Annotated in this window: 15 protein-coding genes; all 15 read left to right on the top strand. The window is 51.4% G+C overall.

What is annotated here, in order from left to right; genetic code table 11:
• Positions 1-91: 91 nt before the first annotated feature.
• The 15 genes from ACGHZ6_RS05500 to ACGHZ6_RS05430 all read left to right on the top strand — a co-directional run bounded on the left by ACGHZ6_RS05500 (position 92) and on the right by ACGHZ6_RS05430 (position 18335).
• Positions 92-1189, top strand: a complete 1098-nt coding sequence (locus tag ACGHZ6_RS05500; protein WP_390617811.1) for a hypothetical protein — start codon at positions 92-94, stop codon at positions 1187-1189.
• A gap of 40 nt (positions 1190-1229) precedes the next feature.
• On the top strand, positions 1230-2468 hold the full coding sequence (locus tag ACGHZ6_RS05495) for a hypothetical protein (protein WP_390617810.1): 1239 nt from the start codon (positions 1230-1232) through the stop codon (positions 2466-2468).
• Between the two features lie 48 nt (positions 2469-2516).
• Positions 2517-4004, top strand: a complete 1488-nt coding sequence (locus tag ACGHZ6_RS05490) for a hypothetical protein (protein WP_390617809.1) — start codon at positions 2517-2519, stop codon at positions 4002-4004.
• Positions 4005-4172: 168 nt separating this feature from the next.
• Entirely contained in the window at positions 4173-6239 is a 2067-nt protein-coding gene (locus ACGHZ6_RS05485) for a PEGA domain-containing protein (protein WP_390617808.1), read from the top strand.
• Positions 6240-6343: 104 nt separating this feature from the next.
• Entirely contained in the window at positions 6344-6553 is a 210-nt protein-coding gene (locus ACGHZ6_RS05480; RefSeq protein WP_390617807.1) for a hypothetical protein, read from the top strand.
• A 21-nt stretch (positions 6554-6574) separates the two neighbouring features.
• Entirely contained in the window at positions 6575-7372 is a 798-nt protein-coding gene (locus ACGHZ6_RS05475; protein WP_390617806.1) for a MotA/TolQ/ExbB proton channel family protein, read from the top strand.
• 29 nt (positions 7373-7401) lie between these two features.
• Positions 7402-8694 carry a hypothetical protein gene (locus ACGHZ6_RS05470; RefSeq protein ID WP_390617805.1) on the top strand — a complete coding sequence of 431 codons (1293 nt, stop codon included), beginning with the start codon at positions 7402-7404 and terminating at the stop codon, positions 8692-8694.
• A gap of 2 nt (positions 8695-8696) precedes the next feature.
• Positions 8697-9773, top strand: coding sequence for a VWA domain-containing protein (locus ACGHZ6_RS05465; RefSeq protein WP_390617804.1), 1077 nt, complete (start codon positions 8697-8699; stop codon positions 9771-9773).
• Positions 9770-10771: a VWA domain-containing protein gene (locus tag ACGHZ6_RS05460; RefSeq protein ID WP_390617803.1), complete on the top strand. Its 1002-nt coding sequence runs from the start codon at positions 9770-9772 to the stop codon at positions 10769-10771. Before ACGHZ6_RS05465 ends, ACGHZ6_RS05460 begins: the two co-directional genes overlap by 4 nt.
• A gap of 39 nt (positions 10772-10810) precedes the next feature.
• Positions 10811-11470 (top strand): hypothetical protein, encoded by a 660-nt coding sequence (locus ACGHZ6_RS05455; protein ID WP_390617802.1) that lies wholly within the window; start codon positions 10811-10813, stop codon positions 11468-11470.
• A gap of 116 nt (positions 11471-11586) precedes the next feature.
• Positions 11587-12273, top strand: a complete 687-nt coding sequence (locus ACGHZ6_RS05450) for a hypothetical protein (RefSeq protein WP_390617801.1) — start codon at positions 11587-11589, stop codon at positions 12271-12273.
• On the top strand, positions 12263-13765 hold the full coding sequence (locus ACGHZ6_RS05445; protein WP_390617800.1) for a M48 family metalloprotease: 1503 nt from the start codon (positions 12263-12265) through the stop codon (positions 13763-13765). The genes ACGHZ6_RS05450 and ACGHZ6_RS05445 overlap by 11 nt, the downstream gene beginning before the upstream one ends.
• Before the next feature lie 225 nt (positions 13766-13990).
• Entirely contained in the window at positions 13991-15613 is a 1623-nt protein-coding gene (locus ACGHZ6_RS05440; RefSeq protein WP_390617799.1) for a long-chain-fatty-acid--CoA ligase, read from the top strand.
• A gap of 207 nt (positions 15614-15820) precedes the next feature.
• A complete protein-coding gene (locus ACGHZ6_RS05435) occupies positions 15821-18055 on the top strand; it encodes an EAL domain-containing protein (RefSeq protein ID WP_390617798.1) in 2235 nt (744 codons plus the stop codon).
• Between the two features lie 70 nt (positions 18056-18125).
• The gene (locus tag ACGHZ6_RS05430; protein WP_390617797.1) at positions 18126-18335 is read left to right on the top strand and encodes a hypothetical protein; all 210 of its coding nucleotides are present in this window, start codon (positions 18126-18128) and stop codon (positions 18333-18335) included.
• Positions 18336-18373: the final 38 nt, after the last annotated feature.

The following is an 18373-nucleotide window of genomic DNA, read 5'->3' as shown; positions in this document are numbered from 1 at the left end:
GCGACCGCCAGAAGACAACATGACATAATTAACATAATGAAAGTGGTGCAGGCGCAAGTCTGCACTTCGCTGGTAAGGATTAAGGAAGACCATGAACAAGCTCACACTGGCGCTGGCTATCAGTGCCACTCTGGCAATTACAGGCTGCAAGACCCAACAACAGCAGCAACAGTCCTCTACGCCCAGTGTACCCAGCCCGTCGACGTCCTCACCCAGCACGCCGTCGACACCGTCCATGCCCTCACCGCAAAAGTCGCCCAATAAATCCCAGAACCAGTCCACGGCTTCCAGCCAGGACGGGCAGGAATCACAATCCTCTGAAGGCCAGACGGGCGAGGTTGCCAGCCAGTCGCAAAGCGGAGAACAATCCGAAGGGACAGAAGCCGGTGGCGAGATGAGCGGTGAAGAAGCCGAACAGCAGGCTTCCAGTGAAGGCGAGCAGAGCGAACCCACCGATGAGCCTCCTATGGCTGATGCCTCGGAAAGCCAGAGCGACGAGATTGATTTTTCCGAAGAAGAACAAAGCAGCGCCAGCAGTTCGTCGAGCCAGTCATCAAGCTCCTCTAGTAGCTCCTCTAGCAGCTCATCTTCCAGTAGCGCATCTTCGAGCTCTTCCTCAAGCGCTTCCTCGAGCTCCTCTTCCAGTTCATCATCTAGTTCATCGTCCAGCTCATCAGCCAGCGCCTCTGGCGCACCACCGATGACTGCGAGCGAAGCGGTAGCTGTGCTCGATGCACAATTGGAAACCTCCATGTCGACCTACGACGGCATGATTCTGCGCGAGCGGGAATATATCCATAACCGAGCCAACCAACGTGGCAGTGAAGCTGAGGCTGAAGCCGCAGCGGCGGCTGCCGGTGGCACACCTTATGATGAAGCCTTCGTCGAAGAGCAAGGCAGTGAATCACAACAACCGGGTGATCAAAATCCTCCGCCACCTGCCGGTGGTGAAGAAGGTGCTGAATCAAATGCCGGTGGCGGCAACCTGCCCCCTGGTGGAGGCAACCAGCGCAAAGGCGACTTTGATAGTTCCGGAGACCGTGGTTTCCCACCACCACCGGATATTCCCGATGGCAGTGACGATGATGTGGTTGCTCGTCAAATTCGAGAAGCCGCAATGAAAGAGAGTGACCCGGAACTGCGTGAAAAACTGTGGGAAGAATACCGCCGTTACAAAAACCAAAAGTAACCTCTTGATAACTATTGCAACTTGGCTAGGTAATAGAAGCATGAAAGCGTCTTTTCAACAAATAGGTCAACATAGCAGTCATAGTACCGGTTTACGCCTGTTAGCGATCATAGGATTAGCTATAGGGCTTGCAGGCTGCGCCAGCAATGTTATCAAGAGCACCGAGTATGTCCCCGTGGTGCAGGAGACTGCCGAAATCCCCGAATCCGAGTTGCTGGATGTTGGCATTCATATCTTCGATCCCAATCTCGACAACCCGGTCGATGACGATGAACGCATGCTGTTCCCCGAAGTACGCAAAGCCGAGTCGCGCTTTATCCCTTACCAATTAATGGCCTCCCTGCAAAAGAGTTCAGCCTGGGGCGCTGTGCGGGTTATCCCCAATCAACAGAGCAGCGTCGATGTCAATGTCGAAGGCAAGATCCTGCAATCCGATGGTGAACAACTGCTACTGCTAGTTACCGTCAGAGATGCCACCGGTAGCGTGTGGTTTGAAAAAGAATACGAAGCCCTGGCCAGTAAATACGCCTACACCGCTGATCGCGGCTATAACGCACCCGATCCTTTCCAAGGCCTCTATAACCGTATCGCCAACGACATGCTGGCCTATCGACGCCAACAGCCCTCTAGCGAACTGCTGCGCATCCGCACCGTTGCCGAATTAAAATTTGCCCAGAACTTCTCCCCCACCGCTTTTAGTGAACACCTGAAACAAAGTGATCAGGGCACTTACAGTATTCAGCGCCTACCGGCAGATAACGACCCTATGATGGAACGCATTCGCCTGATTCGCGAACGCGACTACCTGTTTGTCGATACCCTGCAGGATTACTACGGCACCTTTGTTAAGGAAATGCAGGGTTCCTATCAGGAATGGCGCAAAATGAGCTATGACGAAGTCATGGCATTGCGCGAGCTAAAACGCGATGCCCGCAATCGCACCATCGCCGGTATTGCCTCCATTATCGCCGGTGTTGCCGCCGCTGGCAGCGATAACGGTTCCAGCCGCGCAGCCGGTAGTGTCGCCGTTGCCGCCGGTGGTTATCTGATTAAAAGTGGTTTCGATAAACGCGCCGAATCACAAATGCATATCGAAGCCCTGATGGAGCTCGGCGATTCACTGGAAGCCGATATTGAGCCACAGGTTATTGAACTGGAAGACCGCACCATTACCCTGTCGGGCAGTGTGGAAAACCAGTATGAACAGTGGCGCCAATTGCTTCAGGAAATTTATCGTATTGATACCGGCATCAGCGCCGCCGACGCTAACGTCAATTAATAGCAATCAATAAATAACAACAGTTAAAAGACCAAAACGGGACACCCTATGAACGATATTTCAGAGGTAAACGCCACTGAAACTTCCTGGATGGAACGCAACAAAATCACCCTAGCCGCCTTTATTGGCCTGTCATTGATACTACTGGCGGTTATCTTTTGGCTACCCAAGTTGGTCACACCACCAACGATAGAAACGGCATCACCAGAAGACCCCGCTGGCCCCGCCAGTGTGGCCGGCAGTGCGCCTACAGGTGGTAGCCCGGCGGTCAGTAACGAATCTCCCTGGCAGGATGCCCAACTCGCCAAAGCCCGGCGCGCAGCCCAGGAAATTCTCGCCAAACTGCTCGACAAACAGAAAACCCTGGAGTCAATGCAAGTCGAGCTGTGGGCCAAAGCCAATTATCAGCAGGCCATGAGTTATGCCGAACAGGCCGACAGCCTTTATCGCCAACGCCAGTTTGATCAGGCTCAAGCACAGTATGAGCAGGCCCTAAGCCAACTAGAACAGTTAGTGGCCATGGCAGACACCATTTTCACTGACAGTTTGAAAGACGGCGAGCAAGCCATTGCTGAGCGCAATGCCGAACAAGCCATCAGCGCTTACCAACTGGCCAATGCCATACGCCCCCACAATGATGACGCGCAAAAAGGCCTGACCCGCGCCCAAACACTCACCGATGTGATTAACCTACTGGATGAAGCCGAAAACCTGCAACTTAATCAGCAGTGGCAGGCCGCCAAAGACAAGGTCGAGGCAGCCCTTAAACTCGACCCGGAATTTGCACCCGCACAAGCGCAACTGAAACAGCTGACAACCACCCTGCGTGACGAGCGCTTTAGCCAGCTAATGGGTGAAGGCTACAGCCACCTGTACAACGAAAAGTTTATCGCTGCCAAGAAATCCTTTAAGCAGGCCCTGGCTGTGAAACCACAGGAAAAAACCGCCAAACAAGCCATTGAGCAAGCCAACAATCAACACACCCAGTTTTTGATCAAACAACATATGGCCACGGCGCTCAAACAGGAACAGCAGGAAAAATGGCAAGATGCGGTTAACTACTTCGAACAGGCGCTCAAGCTCGATGACAGCCTGGTTAAAGCCCGTGTAGGCCTGATTCGCACCCAGGCCAGAGCTACCCTGGATGACAAGCTGGAACAGACCATCGCCAACCCGCAACGCCTGGCCAATAATGCGGTATACAATCAGGCTCAGGGGTTGCTGCGTGATGCCAAAGCCATCAATAAACCCGGGCCGCGCCTGCAACAGCAAACCACCCTGCTGCAAGCCGTACTGGAAAAGTCGCAGATTCCCATCACCGTACAATTGCAGTCTGATAACCTGACCCAGGTCACTCTGTATCGGGTCGGCAAGCTGGGTAATTTCACCGAACGCAGTATGGCGTTGAAACCCGGTCGCTATACCCTGGTTGGCACCCGCGAAGGTTATCGCGATGTACGCCAGGAATTCACTGTGTTACCCAATGGCCAAACATCACCTATCGTGATTCAGTGCCGCGAAAAAGTCTCTTTGTAATACTTACCAAGGCCCGCCGAGCCGGGCCCCTAGTGAATACGCAGGACTGGGGATTTATATAAAATAAGCTAAGATTAGACTATGTCTTATATAACTATAATGTCTCAGATTGTCACGGACCTTAACCCAGTTAAAGAAACACAGACCTAACAAGGAAATACCGATAGGATGACGAAAAAGGAAGATCCAGGCGCTCACAACCAGACGATTCAGCCCGCCGCCTTTGAGCCTGCTGCAGCGCCTACGTCAAAGCCCGGTTTTGCGATTACGCCTCTGCAAGGTGGTATAGGCGGTGTCCTGCTAATCGCCCTGCTGATTTTGCTTTACCTGTTTTCCGCTCGCTCCTTGATCGTTACCACTACCCCCGAAAATGCCGAAGTCGACATTGATGGTTTGACCTTTCAAGTGGGTGATCACTACCTTGTTCTCAGTGGCGAGCACGACATTACTGCCAGCGCAGAAGGTTATTACGACTATAAAGAAACCCTCACGATTACTGAGCAACAGTCACAACAAGCGCACTTGGAGCTGCGTCGCCTGCCCGGCCACCTAACCATCAACAGTAATACCGAAGCCACTGTGTTGCTGGACGGCGAAGTCATCGGTAAAACCGGTGAACGGCTCAATGACATTGCCGCGGGCACACACCAGTTGGCCCTGCAGGCTGAGCGCTACAAAACCCTGGAACAAACTATTGATATTGAGGGCCGCGATACCCATCAAAGTATCGACCTGAGCCTGGAACCCGCCTGGGGAACTGTGTCCTTAACATCGACGCCAGCAGGCGCCGAACTATTTGTTGATGACGTGAGTGTGGGCACCACACCCATTGATGCCGAGATTCTTGAAGGTAAACATCGCCTGCGCTTGAAACTCGCCGGCCATAAAGCCTGGCAACACAGCATTAAAGTCAAAGCCCAGCAAAACTACAGTTTGCCGGAAGTCAGCCTGATTAAAGCCGATGGCCTGGTGATGGTACGCAGCCAACCCGCAGGCGCCAGTGTCACCGTCAACGGCAGCTACCGTGGCCGCACGCCACTGGAGCTGGCGCTGCCGCCCGGTCAACGTGTTAAGGTCACCCTGTTTAAAGATGGCTATGCCCCCAAGCATCGTCAGGTAACTGCACTAAGCGGAGAAGAAAAACAATTAAGTGTAAATCTCGCCCCCGACCTGGGTGATATTGTCATTCGCGCAACACCTAAAGACGCCCTGCTCTATGTCGATGGCCGCCTGATGGGTAGAGCCGATCAAAAACTCACCTTGCCCGCTCGTAACCATAAAATTCGTATCAGCAAAGAAGGCTACGCTGACCACGTACAAACGGTTTTGCCTCGTCCGGAACTGTCCCAGCAATTCCCGATTACCCTGCTGACACTGGAACAGGAGCGCTGGAAAAATACACCGCGCAGTATCACCACCAAAGCCGGCCAGACCCTGAAGCTGTTCCGTCCGCGACAAACTTTTACCATGGGCGCATCGCGTCGTGAGCAGGGCCGTCGCGCAAACGAAGCTCTGCGGGAAGTCAGACTGGACCGCGCTTTTTATATCGCCACCACTGAGGTGACCAACGCCCAATATCGCCAGTTTGAAAAATTTCATTCATCCAGTCATGTCAAAGGCAACAGCCTTAACAACGAAAATTATCCGGCGGTACAGGTAAGCTGGCAGAAAGCCGCTCTCTACTGCAACTGGCTATCGGAAAAAGAAAAACTCCCCCCCTTCTATACCCTGGAAGATGGTGTGGTCACCGGCTTTAATGCCAACAGCAACGGCTACCGCCTGCCCACCGAAGCCGAGTGGGCCTGGGCAGCACGAGAACAGGAAGGTGCCATGCTGAAGTACAGCTGGGGTAAAACCATGCCGCCATCCCAGGGGGCGGGAAACTACGCTGATCGCTCCGCAGCCGCGATTCTGGGGAATATTATTGCCACCTACGATGACAGCTATATTGTCAGCTCGCCAGTGGGTAAATTTGGGGTAAACCACAAAGGCCTGGCGGATATGAGTGGCAATGTCGCCGAGTGGATCAATGATTTGTACGGCATTAAAACAGGACTATCCCTGAAAACCGAAGTGGATCCCATGGGGCCAGCCAAAGGTGATCACCATGTGATTCGCGGTTCCAGTTGGGCGCACGGTACCGTTACCGAATTGCGACTGTCGTTTAGGGATTACGGCAATGATCCGCGCAATGATGTTGGCTTCCGTATTGCCCGGTACGTCGATAAACAATAGGGATTAGCAGCAGTAATTAAACCGGGGTCTGACCCGAAGGGTCAGACCCCTAGCATGGAGAAGGCGGGGTCTGACCCTGCGGGTCAGACCCCAGTTAAGAAACGATGAAACAGCTTATTTTTTATGTAGTGTTCGCACTGGCAACCAGCCACGCTTTGGCTCAGGAAGACAAAGCTGAAGAAAAAACCAGCGAACAAAAACAACAGGAAACCATCGAACAGGCGCCACCCGGCGATGTAAAAACATCCGAGACCTTTGTACCTAGCGAAGAAGTCTCTGAGGATTTATCGGTTTCCTTCCCTATTGATATTTAATATTACGTTTAAGGACACATTATGAAGCGCAGTACAGGATCGGATTTTATCTACCAGCTGTTTGCCTTGCTGTTATCTGTCATTGTGGTGCATACCATTTACGTGGCCATTATCCGCCCCAATGCCGACGCCATCCTGCAGCACCAGATGGAACGCCAGGCTGCCGGGGAAGCCTACGTGGTACAGCGCTCCCTTTACGTGGTGATGCGCGACTACGAACAGGAAGCCTGTTTTGTACTGATGCTCTGGGCCATGGCCATCATGGGTTACAAAGCACGCCAGGCTATGCAGGAGCGCAATATGCTGGATCGCTCCCTACTCAATATCAGTTCTGGTCGCAGTGTGCTTCCTGACGATGCGCGGGAATTCTCTCGCCCGATTGAGTCGCTACCGACTCAGCAGCAGGGGTTGTTATTGCCCCGAGTGATAGCTACAGCATTGCAGCGTTTTAGTACCACCCGCGATGTTGGCGACACCTCTACGGCAGTTAAAGAAATTTGTGATAACGAAGGCGAACGTCTGGACAGTGAACTGGCGATGGTTCGCTATATCGCCTGGGCCATTCCCTCCATCGGTTTTATTGGTACGGTGCGCGGTATTGGTGAAGCACTGGGCCAAGCACACCGCGCTGTCGAAGGCGATATCGCCGGGGTCACCGTCAGCCTGGGTGTGGCCTTCAACTCAACCTTTATTGCCCTGGTGATCAGTATTGTAGTGATGTTTTTCACCCATCAATTGCAGCTGATGCAAGAGCGCCAGGTATTGGATACCCAAAACTACTGTGACGATAAGTTGCTGCGTTTCCTTAAAGCTGACTAGCAAGACACATATTGAAGAGAACACACCTCATGTCTGCCACAGTTATAGAATTAAACGATATCGGAATTCGCGCCAGCGATCAGGTTCGCTGTTTACATGAATCCCCCGGATTTGCCTTGGTACAAGCCGACGGTGTAGTTGTAGGTGAATTTGCCCGCAACCAGGCACGCCTCAACCCGCTAAACACCCATTATCAATACTGGCAAAACCTTAATACCGAACCTCTGCACACCGATAATCCACAGGTACGACACTTCGGTGATCTGGCCTATATGCACTTGCAGGAATTAAGTCTGCAGATCAAGAACAAAGGCGATCTGGTGCTGGCAGTTCCCGGCAGTTTTTCCCGCGATCAACTGGCTCTGTTACTGGGGATCTGTCAGTCGTTGTCGTTAAATGTGAAGGCGATGGTAGATTCAGCCGTAGCTGCAGCGAGTGCACACCATACACCCGGACATCATCTACTGATTGATTTACAACTAAATCAGGCGTTGGTTACTGAGCTGCATATTGATCACAATATTGAGCGACGTAAAACCCATATCGTGCCCGAGCAGGGTTGGCAGTCACTGCTGGATCATCTTGCCAAATATGTATCCGGTGAATTTATTCGCCAGGTTCGCTTTGACCCCAAACACACAGCAGCCGCAGAACAACTGCTTTACAACCAGTTACCACAATGGTTACGCCAGGCTCACAGCCAGAAAGCCATTCAACTTGAGGTTGAAAACCAGCGCATCCAATTACCCAAGGAAGACATCAATAACTGTGTCAGCCAGTTTTTCCAACCGCTACTCAACAATGTCCAACAGTTAAGCCAAGGCGGGCAAACACTTTATACCGATCGCTGGCAGCCCTTGCCTGGCGTTACACAACAGCTACCGCAAGCACAGGCTCTGGCGACACAGGATCTGGCCAAAAACTGTCTCAAACATCTGCCGCAGTTGCGTGAGCAAAGCAAAGACAATATCAGCTTTACCACTTCGCTAAGCAGCCAAGTGGGTTCAACATCTCAACAGCAACCCACATCGGCAGCCAACATTGCCAGCCAACCCAGTCATATTTTATGGGCCGACCATGCCTATCCGCTGGCAGATACCTGCTACTTACGAGACCACAGTACGGCACCCATCGGCAAGCAGGCCAATGGCACCAGCATCGCCCATATTGAAAAGGGCCGACTGTCCCTGCAAGGTGAAACAGCAATATTGCTTAATGACCGCCCGGTGACCGCCCCTGTCACACTGACCGTGGGTGATGAACTGACACTGCCCAATGTGTCGCAAACGCTACGCCTGATCAGCGTCAAGGAGCAGCTGTAACCATGGCGAGAAAGCGCGGCTTTTCCACCTTCAGTTTGTCTTTTCTGGATATTATGTCCTGCGGTTTTGGTGCCGTGGCATTGATCTTTTTGATCATTAAGCACGATGTGGATAACCGTATTGAAGCCGAACACCAAGACCTGACCGCCGAGATTAATTTGCTTGAGGAAGATATAACTGACGGCGAGGAAGGTTTAGTACGCGCGCGCAACACACTTTCCGCTTTGGATCAGCGCCTTGCTGAAGCCAAAGGCCTGGCACGACGGATCAACCAGCAAATTGAAACCACCCGCGCCTCCATTGCCGAGATCAGTGGCGATGATAACGAAACCGAAATCAAACGCTTAAAAGAAGAAATTCGCAAGCTCAGCGCCCAGAAAGAAGAACTGGAAAGCCAGCGTGAACAGGGTAACGACGTACGCCGTTATGTCGGCCAGGGTGACCGCCAATACTTAACCGGTTTAAACCTCGGCGGCAGCCATATTTTGATCCTGCTGGATAGCTCAGCCAGTATGCTCGACGAGAGCATTGTCAATATTATCCGTCGTCGCAACATGAGTGATGATGTAAAACGCACAGCCGCTAAATGGCAACGTGCGTTATCCACTGTCGACTGGTTATCAGCCCAGTTGCCACAGGAAAGCCGCTATCAAATTTATACCTTTAATACCGATATCGAAGCCGCCATTAGCGACACCCAGGGCCAATGGTTAAACGTCTCCGATGCGGCGGAATTGGAACAATCGGTATTAAATCTTCGTAAACGTATTCCAGAGGATGGTACCAATCTGGAAAATGTTTTCGCCTCTATCGCTGAACTTAACCCGGTACCGGACAATATCTTTTTAATTACCGATGGCCTTCCCACCCAAGGCGCCAAAAAACCCAAGGGCACCAAAATCAGTGGTGTGGACCGCGTTAAGTTGTTTAACAGTGCCGTGGATATTCTGCCCAAGGGTATTCCCGTCAATGTCATCCTGGCACCGATGGAAGGTGACCCCATGGCTGCCGCCGCCTTTTGGCAACTGGCACAAATAACCGATGGTGCTTTTATCAGCCCATCCAGGGATTGGCCATGAAACGTAACCGTCGCTCTTCAGAAGAGGTTAACGTCAGTTTTCTTGACGTGATCTGCTGTGGCTTTGGCGCCATCGTTTTGCTGTTGATGATCACTAAAACCACCGAGCCCGTCGCAGTTGAAAAAGCCGCCGTGGATATGGATGCCCAGGTTGCCCACTTGCAACAGCAGTTATTTGAAATTCGTGGCGAGACCACGATTCTGAACCGCGACCTGGATGCCAAACACGAACAACTCTCCCTGGAAGATGAACGCATTGCCATCTTGCGCAGCAAATTACAGGAAATAGAAAACTACTATACCCAGCTGGCCAACAAAGCCAGCAGCGAAGGTAACGATAAGGGCGAACTCTATTTGGCCCTGCAAAGCCTGACCGAAGAAATGCAGCGCTTGCTGGGCGAAAACTACAAACGCCAAAACAGCCTGATTGGCGGTATACCCGTCGACAGTGAATACCTGGTATTTATTATCGATACCTCCGGCAGTATGTTTAACTACGGCTGGGAGCGACTGCAGGACGAAATTATCGCCACGCTGGATATTTACCCGCAGGTAAAAGGTATCCAGATAATGAACGATATGGGTGACTATATGTTCTCCAATTACCGCGGCAAATGGATTCCCGATACCCCGGGGCGCCGCGATGTGATTATCAAACGCCTGCGTACCTGGAACCCGTTCAGTAACTCCAGCCCGGTGGAAGGTATTCAGCGGGCAATTCGCAGTTTTTATGACCCGGATAAAAAAATCAGTCTCTATGTCATGGGCGATGAATTTACCGGGCAGTCCATTCGTACCGTGGTAAGAACGGTGGACCGCTTAAACCAGCAGCGTAAAGACAAGGAACGCATGGTACGTATTCACGCGGTTGGTTTCCCGGTGCAATTTGCCAGACCGGCACATTTACAAACGACAGGTATCCGCTTTGCCGCATTGATGCGTGAGCTGACCTATCGTAACGGTGGTACCTTTGTGGGGCTGAACGATTACCGGCCCTAATGCACAAATTAGTCCCTAACACGGATACAGGAGTTGACCATGAAACACTATTTCGCCTTCTGGCAACGTCTTCGTTCAGCCAGTTTGCTCCTGCTGTTAACGCTGGCCGGTTGTACCAATGACCTGGTGGTTGATGCCGACTTCCCGGCCCCGCTGGTTGAACCTCTGCCGCAAACCATCGGCGTGTATTTTGATGAAGAATTCCGCCAGTACACCCACACAGAAGATACTGAAGACCGCTCCAAGTGGATAATTACCAGCGGGCCCGCGCAGGTCGAGCTGTTTAACCAGGTACTGCCCCATGTCTTCAATCAATCCCACGAATTAAAAAGCCTGCCCACAGCCGAAGCGCCGGTCAATGTGGATCTGGTGCTGCACCCCCAGGTCAATGAATTCCAATACGCTATCCCGCGGGAAACCAAATTCAAGGTGTTTGAGGTGTGGATCAAATACAACCTCACCGCCATGGATCCGGAAGGCAATCTGATCGCCGACTGGATAGTAACCGCCTACGGCAAAACCCCCACGGCCTTTATGCAGTCCGATGAGGAGGCCATGGATGCCGCCGTAGAGGTCGCCCTGCGTGATCTGGGCGCCAACCTGTCTATCGCCATGCCCAGGGTGCCAGAACTCAAGCACTGGCTGGACAACCACCCTGCCACCCAGGCGGCAAGGCAAACCGTTACTAATGGCAGCTGAACGCCTAGCGGTTGAATTAAGCGACAGACACAGATTATTCACCCAAGAATCGTCGGTTTTTGACTATGCTTAAGAGAAAGCTATAACGATTTAACGCTCACTTGAGACCACCAGCCATGCACAAGCCCATAGCCCTGCTACTGATTGCTGCAACCGTGTTCCTGCACGCCTGTACCACCGTCACCATCGACGAATATGTGGCCGAACAGGATGCCGTCAGCATCAAAAGTGATGAAGCGGTTGTTGTCCTCGGTCGCCGTCATTCCAGTAACTACGAAACAGAACCCAGCCTGATCGAATGTGTTGCCGACGTGATCGACGACAAAGAGGGCAAGGTTATCAGCGTTATCCAGGAAACCGATTTTCTCGACTCCCTCTACCCCTGGTTTGAACCACGTACCGCACCGCTGCGTATCAAAGATATCAACCGCCTGTTGGCCAAACCCCAGGTCGCCCAGCGTATTCAGGATTACAAAATCCGCTATATGATCTGGATTGACGGTAAAACCGAAACCACCGACAGCTCTGGCTCCATCGGCTGCTCCATCGGCGCTGGCGGTGGTGGCTGCTTTGGCTTCGGTACCTGGGATAAAGAATCCGACTACGAGGCCACCATTTGGGACTTCGAAGAGATGGAAATGGACGGCAAGATCAGCGCCGATGCCGAAGGTACCTCCTATATGCCGGCCATTGTCGTACCCATTCCACTGATTGCCCGGGTGCAAACCAACGCCTGTAAAGCCCTAGGGGCTCAGTTGAGAAATTTCCTCAATCCTAACGGAGCGACTGCCAGTGTTAATTAACAGAGAGCTAAGCAAGCGTTCTCACAAACTGATTGTCGCGGCCTGCAGCGCTGCACTGCTGACCTTTAGCAGTGGCTGTGCCATCAATCCCGCTACCGGCACCCCGGATCTGGTGTTGATGAGCGAAGACTCTGAAATTAAAAAAGGTAAAGAACTTCACGAAAAACTGATGGAAGGTATGGCCATCTACCAGGACGAGAAACTGCAAACCTATATCGAAGAAATCGGCCAGACATTGGTTAAAAACAGTGACCGCCCCGACATCGCCTATACCTTTACCATTATCGACAGTCCCGACATCAACGCCTTTGCCCTGCCCGGTGGTTATATCTATATCAACCGCGGCCTGATTGGTTTTCTTAAAAACGAAGCCCAGCTCGCCGCCGTGCTGGCCCACGAAATTGGCCACGTGACGGCACGTCACGCCGTGCGTCAGGATGCCGCTAAAACCGGTGCCAAAGTTGGCTCTACTGCCGCCTCCATTATCTCAGTGCTAACCACCGGCAATACCGCCCTCGGTGATGTCACGGGTCTGTGGAGCAGCGCCGCAGTCATGGGTTACGGTCGGGAAATGGAACTGGAAGCCGATAGCTTTGGGGCTCAGTATCTGTATAACTCCGGCTATGAACCGCAAGCGATGGCCGATGTGATTGGCGTACTTAAAGATCACGAACGCTTCTCCCGCCGTCGTGCCCGCGACTCCGGTAAAAAACAGCAGAGCTACCACGGCGTGTTTTCTACCCACCCCCGTAACGATACGCGTCTGCAGGAAGTGATCGCCAAAGCTGGCACCCTGCCGGAAAATCAGGAAGCCATCACCAACGAAGATATCTTCCGCAAAAAAACCGAGGGCATGATCTACGGCATTAACTACCAGCCGAAAAAAGGCACAGAAAGCGAGCACAACGACTACACCCACAAACGACTGGGCTTTACCCTGCGCTATCCGGACGAATGGAAAGTGGAAAACACCCGCAGCTCGATTGTTGCCGCACCGGAAGATAAACACGCACATATCGATCTGCGCGTAAGCCGACTGAAAGAAAAAATTGCCCCGGAGCAGTATCTGCGCAAGCAGTTTAATGTCACCCTGCTGAAGCAATCCGAAGCCTTTAAACAACACGGCCTATACGGCCATACAGGTATCATCCCCGCCAGTGCCGACAACCCCAACCCACGCCGGGTCGCGGTGCTTTACCAGGGCAGCCGGGTTTACAGCCTGGAATGTGAAGCAGAGAAGCCAGTGGCCGATGTGGACTACGATGAGATGTTCCTCAACACCATCCACAGCTTCCGCCCGGTACGCCCTGCAAGGCGCACCCCGAAATCGAAAACCCTGCACTATGTGAAGGCCAACGATTCCACCACCTTCTCTCGCCTGGCTCAGCATGTGCGTCTGGGTAAGTATTCAGAAGAACAATTGCGCCTGCTCAATGGCTACTATCCACGTGGCGAGCCCCAAACAGGCGAGTGGATTAAAATCGTTCAGTAACCCTCTTTTCAGTGCGAGTCAGCCAAAATCTGACTCGCAACCTCTTTCTGATCATGAATTACGCCGCTTTGTCGTTTCTAGCCATGGATACCAAACACCTGTTTGAATATACTTTTGTCCAAAGTCGGCTTAAGACTGACGTAGCGAGAGAATAATAATCGCCGTTGAACATCACCCACGATGTCCCAACGGAGCTTAATGAGTACCCAATGGGAGAGTTAATCGATGCAAAGCACGATGATGAATATGCCGCTGACCATCACTTCAGTGATGCGTTTTGCTGACAAGGTCTACGGCAACTCCGAGATTGTCTCCATCACCGCCGACAATCCACAACACAGCTACACCTACAAAGAAGCCTTCCAGCGCGTGCGCAAACTGGCCAATGCCCTGGCCGACCTGGGCGCCAAACAAAACGACCGCATTGCCACCCTGGCCTGGAACGATTACCGCCACCTGGAACTGTATTACGCCATATCCTGTTCCGGCATGGTGTGCCACACCATTAACCCGCGCCTGTTTGCCGAGCAGCTGGAATTTATTGTTAATCACGCAGAAGACAGCTGGGTGTTTACCGATGTGGCGTTTGTCCCTGTACTGGAGCAACTGCAGGACAAGATGCCAACTGTCAAAGGCTTTATAGTACTGACCGACGAAGCCCATATGCCGGACACCAGCCTGCGCAATGCCCAGTGTTACGAAACCCTGATTGCCGACAAATCCGATAGCTTTGAATGGCCAGAGCTGGATGAAAACCTGGCCTCCGCCATGTGTTATACCTCCGGCACCACAGGCAACCCTAAAGGTGTGGTCTACGATCATCGCTCTACCGTGCTGCATACTTACGCCAGCGCCCTGCCTGATGCGTTCAACTTAAGCAGCAAAGAAATTGTGATGCCCATTGTGCCCATGTTCCATGTTAATGGTTGGGGACTGGCCTATTCTGGCCCCATGGTAGGCGCCAAGATGGTAATGCCAGGACCCAAGATGGGCGACGGTGAAACCCTGTGTCAGCTGATTAACGAACATAAGATTACCGCATCCGCCGGTGTGCCAACTGTCTGGCTCGCCCTGCTGCAGTATCTGGAAAAAAGTGGCCAAGAGGTTCCCACCCTACAACGCGTCACCGTTGGTGGTGCAGCCTGTCCGCAGATGATTTTCGAAAACATGGCCAAGTTCGGTGTGGATGTGCAACACGCCTGGGGCATGACAGAAATGAGCCCGCTGGGCACCTACAACACCCCCAAAGCCGGTGAAGAAGATCTCGATGATGATGCCTATATGGCCAAGCGCCTGAAACAAGGTCGCCCGCTATACGGTGTGGATATCAAAATCGTTGACGCCGACGGTAAAGAACTTCCCTGGGATGGCAAGTCGTCCGGTGCAGTGATGGTTCGCGGTCCCTGGATCACCCAGGGCTATCACGGCATTGGCAGCGCTATTACCGAAGACGGCTGGTTTGAAACCGGTGATGTTGCCTGCTTTGATGAAGACGGCTATATGCAGATTACCGACCGCACCAAGGATGTGATCAAGTCAGGCGGTGAATGGATCTCCTCTATCGAACTGGAGAACTGTGCCGTTGGCCACGACATGATTGCCGAAGCCGCGGTGATAGGAATAGCCCATCCGAAGTGGACAGAACGTCCTCTGCTGGTAGCCGTGAAAAAAGCCGGTGCAGACGTCAGTGCCGAAGAGATGCTAGCCTGGTTCGACGGCAAAGTTGCCAAGTGGTGGATTCCTGCGGACTGTGTGTTTGTCGATGAATTGCCGCACACAGCGACAGGTAAGATCAGCAAGAAAGATTTGCGCGATCAGTTTAAGGATTTTTCCTGGTCTGACGTTTAGTCTTTGTATTAAGCCTGGTTAATTTGGGGTCTGGCCCTCAGGGTCAGACCCCGCTCTAATTCTTCCCACCAATCAATCCCCACTTGATATAGATCATTTCTTCTCGCTCAACAGGCCACTAGAATGCGCGCCATTTTCTCAATTTAATCACCCCTCCAAAGCCTACATCTGGGATTTATGGATGAATCGACAAGCAGATGTTCTGCCGTGAATAATTTCACTCAAAAGAAGAAGCTGGTCTTCAGTTTTACATTGCTTTTAGCCGTTGGATTTCTGACCACCCTGACCATCGCCTATTACAGTACCAAACAGCGCTTGGCAGACAACATCGTTGAGCAGCATCTCACGACTACGCGAATCGCTTCAGCACACCTGACACATTGGCTCGATCAACATCTCTATTCAGTTGCCAAATTTGCCAAATCTATTGCCAACTCACCGGATAACCCTCGCGATAACCCAGTGCTTGAGTTTTATATGGACCAAGTGACCAAAGCTCAGGAATTGGTTTTTCTCGCCTACGCATTGGAAAGCGATGGCTACTACGCTTCAAATGACTGGGATGTTCCAGAGGATTATGCCCCAAGGCAAAGGCCGTGGTACCAATCTTCAAAAACTGCCATGGCCCCCTATATTACCTCCCCCTATTTCGGCCCAATTACACAACAGTGGTACATCGCACTGACAGCGCCCATTATCCGAGACGATAAATTTATCGGTGTCGTCAGTGGTGATGTCACCCTTAATTTTATAAAGCAGAAAATCCTGGCACATCAACTCACCGATGGCAGTGATATATTTGTCATCGATAGCGATGGTCATACAGTTATCCACAATGACTCATCGTTAACAGGCAAGAGCATCCAATCACTCATGCCAGGCATAAAAGTTGATGTAATAACGTCGTTTCAGGAAGCAAACGGGGTACTACTAGAGCAAGGGGACGTCTTTTACTCTATCCACCCAGTAGAACATACAAACTGGTATTTAGTCGTTACTACAGAAAAGAGCTCCATTAACAGCGAACTCTCTCGACAAACGATCAACCTCTTTGCCATCGTTTTGCTAGTGGCGATACTCGGCGTATCCGGAGTATTAATCTACAACCGCTATATTCTACGTCCGGTATTTCGCTTTATGGCTTTCGACAGTAATACCGGCCTGCCCAGTAAAACTACATTCAAGCAACAAATCGTCGACAATCATCTTCATAAAGGTAAACAAGGCCATCTGCTAATTATCAGTATTAATAAATACGGCCAGTACACGACCCTCTACTCCAGCAGTACGATGGATTCAGTACTAGTGGCCGTAAAGAAACACATAACAGAAACACTCCCACCTCACACGGAGCTGGGTAAATTTTCTGATGGCCGCTTTATCGCCTATATTGAAAGCAACAAAACAGACAGCCGCCAAGAGGTAGATATTTGGTTACAACGTCTCGCTTATCACCTCTCCATGCCTTATAAGGTAGAGGATAACGAACTTATACTGTCCTTTAGTATAGGTGCCAGTAGCTATCCCCAGAACGGTACAACCATTGACCAGTTGATAGACAGTGCATTTTCAGCCATCGGTCAACGGGGTAAAAATACTCTATCGAGTTACCACTATGTCGACCCCAAGGATATCGAACATCGAAACCATGAACTGGCGATGTTGCGCGCCCTCCAAAAAGCAATTGCAATGTCAGAATTGCATATGGTCTATCAGCCACAGGTAGACAGTCTCACCGGCAAAACGGTATCGCTGGAAGCCCTGGCCAGATGGCATTCCTCTGAGCTAAACAGAGATGTATCACCTGCAGAATTTATTCCCTTAGCCGAGAAATCAGATCTAATCCTATTGCTCGGTGATTGGGTAATTAACACCGTAGCTCAGCAAGTCCAGACATGGAATAAGAACAATATTGTCTACGACTGCATCAGCATTAATATTGCTGCCGAACAGTTGCAACAACCCAACATTGTCGATCGCCTTCTGAGTTCTCTGGCCCGTAATCAAGTCAGTCCTCAACAAATTGAACTTGAGATCACCGAAACATCGTTGATGCAGGACACTAAAACCTGCCTGGATACGCTGCAACAACTAAGATCGGCAGGCTTTCGTATCGCCATTGATGACTTTGGCACCGGCTACTGCTCTTTGGAATACTTGAAAATGATGCCTGCCGATAAGCTAAAGATCGACAGGGCCTTTATCAAAGACATCACCCATGACAATCAGGATTACGAGATCGCTAAATTGATAACCAATATCGCCAAAACCATGAACTTTGACATGGTGGCAGAAGGCGTTGAAACCGAGGAACAAGTCAGCATACTTAACAGCCTTGGATGCCGATTTATCCAAGGCTACTTTTTCTGCAAGCCCATGTCGGCAACCGCGCTGGCCAACTGGAATTCGGAAAACTGTATAGCCACGGAAACCCAGCACTGAACTTCCTCTTCGCGGATCACTCTAAATCATAGTAATTTTTTCCCAGTAATAACGTATGGGAGCAGCCACTATGTCTTTTAAACTCGATGGTAATATTGAACAGATACTCACCGAATCCAAAGCCAAAGCGGGTGATCACTATGGTGATGATTTTGGTAACGAGTGGGTAGTACACGATGATCGCGATGGTCTGCGGTTGGAACTGGAAGGCAAGCCCGATGCCTGGATCCCCTATTGGACCGCAATGAATATCAAACTACCCGGTTTGCATCGTCTCTAACATCTTGTGTGAAGATAACCCGGGGTCTGACCCTACGG

Source organism: Maricurvus nonylphenolicus, from assembly GCF_042854845.1.
GTDB classification, from domain to species: Bacteria; Pseudomonadota; Gammaproteobacteria; order Pseudomonadales; family Cellvibrionaceae; genus Maricurvus; species Maricurvus nonylphenolicus.
The sequence above is the reverse complement of the archived record's forward strand: the minus strand, read 5'-3'. Positions and strand labels throughout refer to the sequence as shown.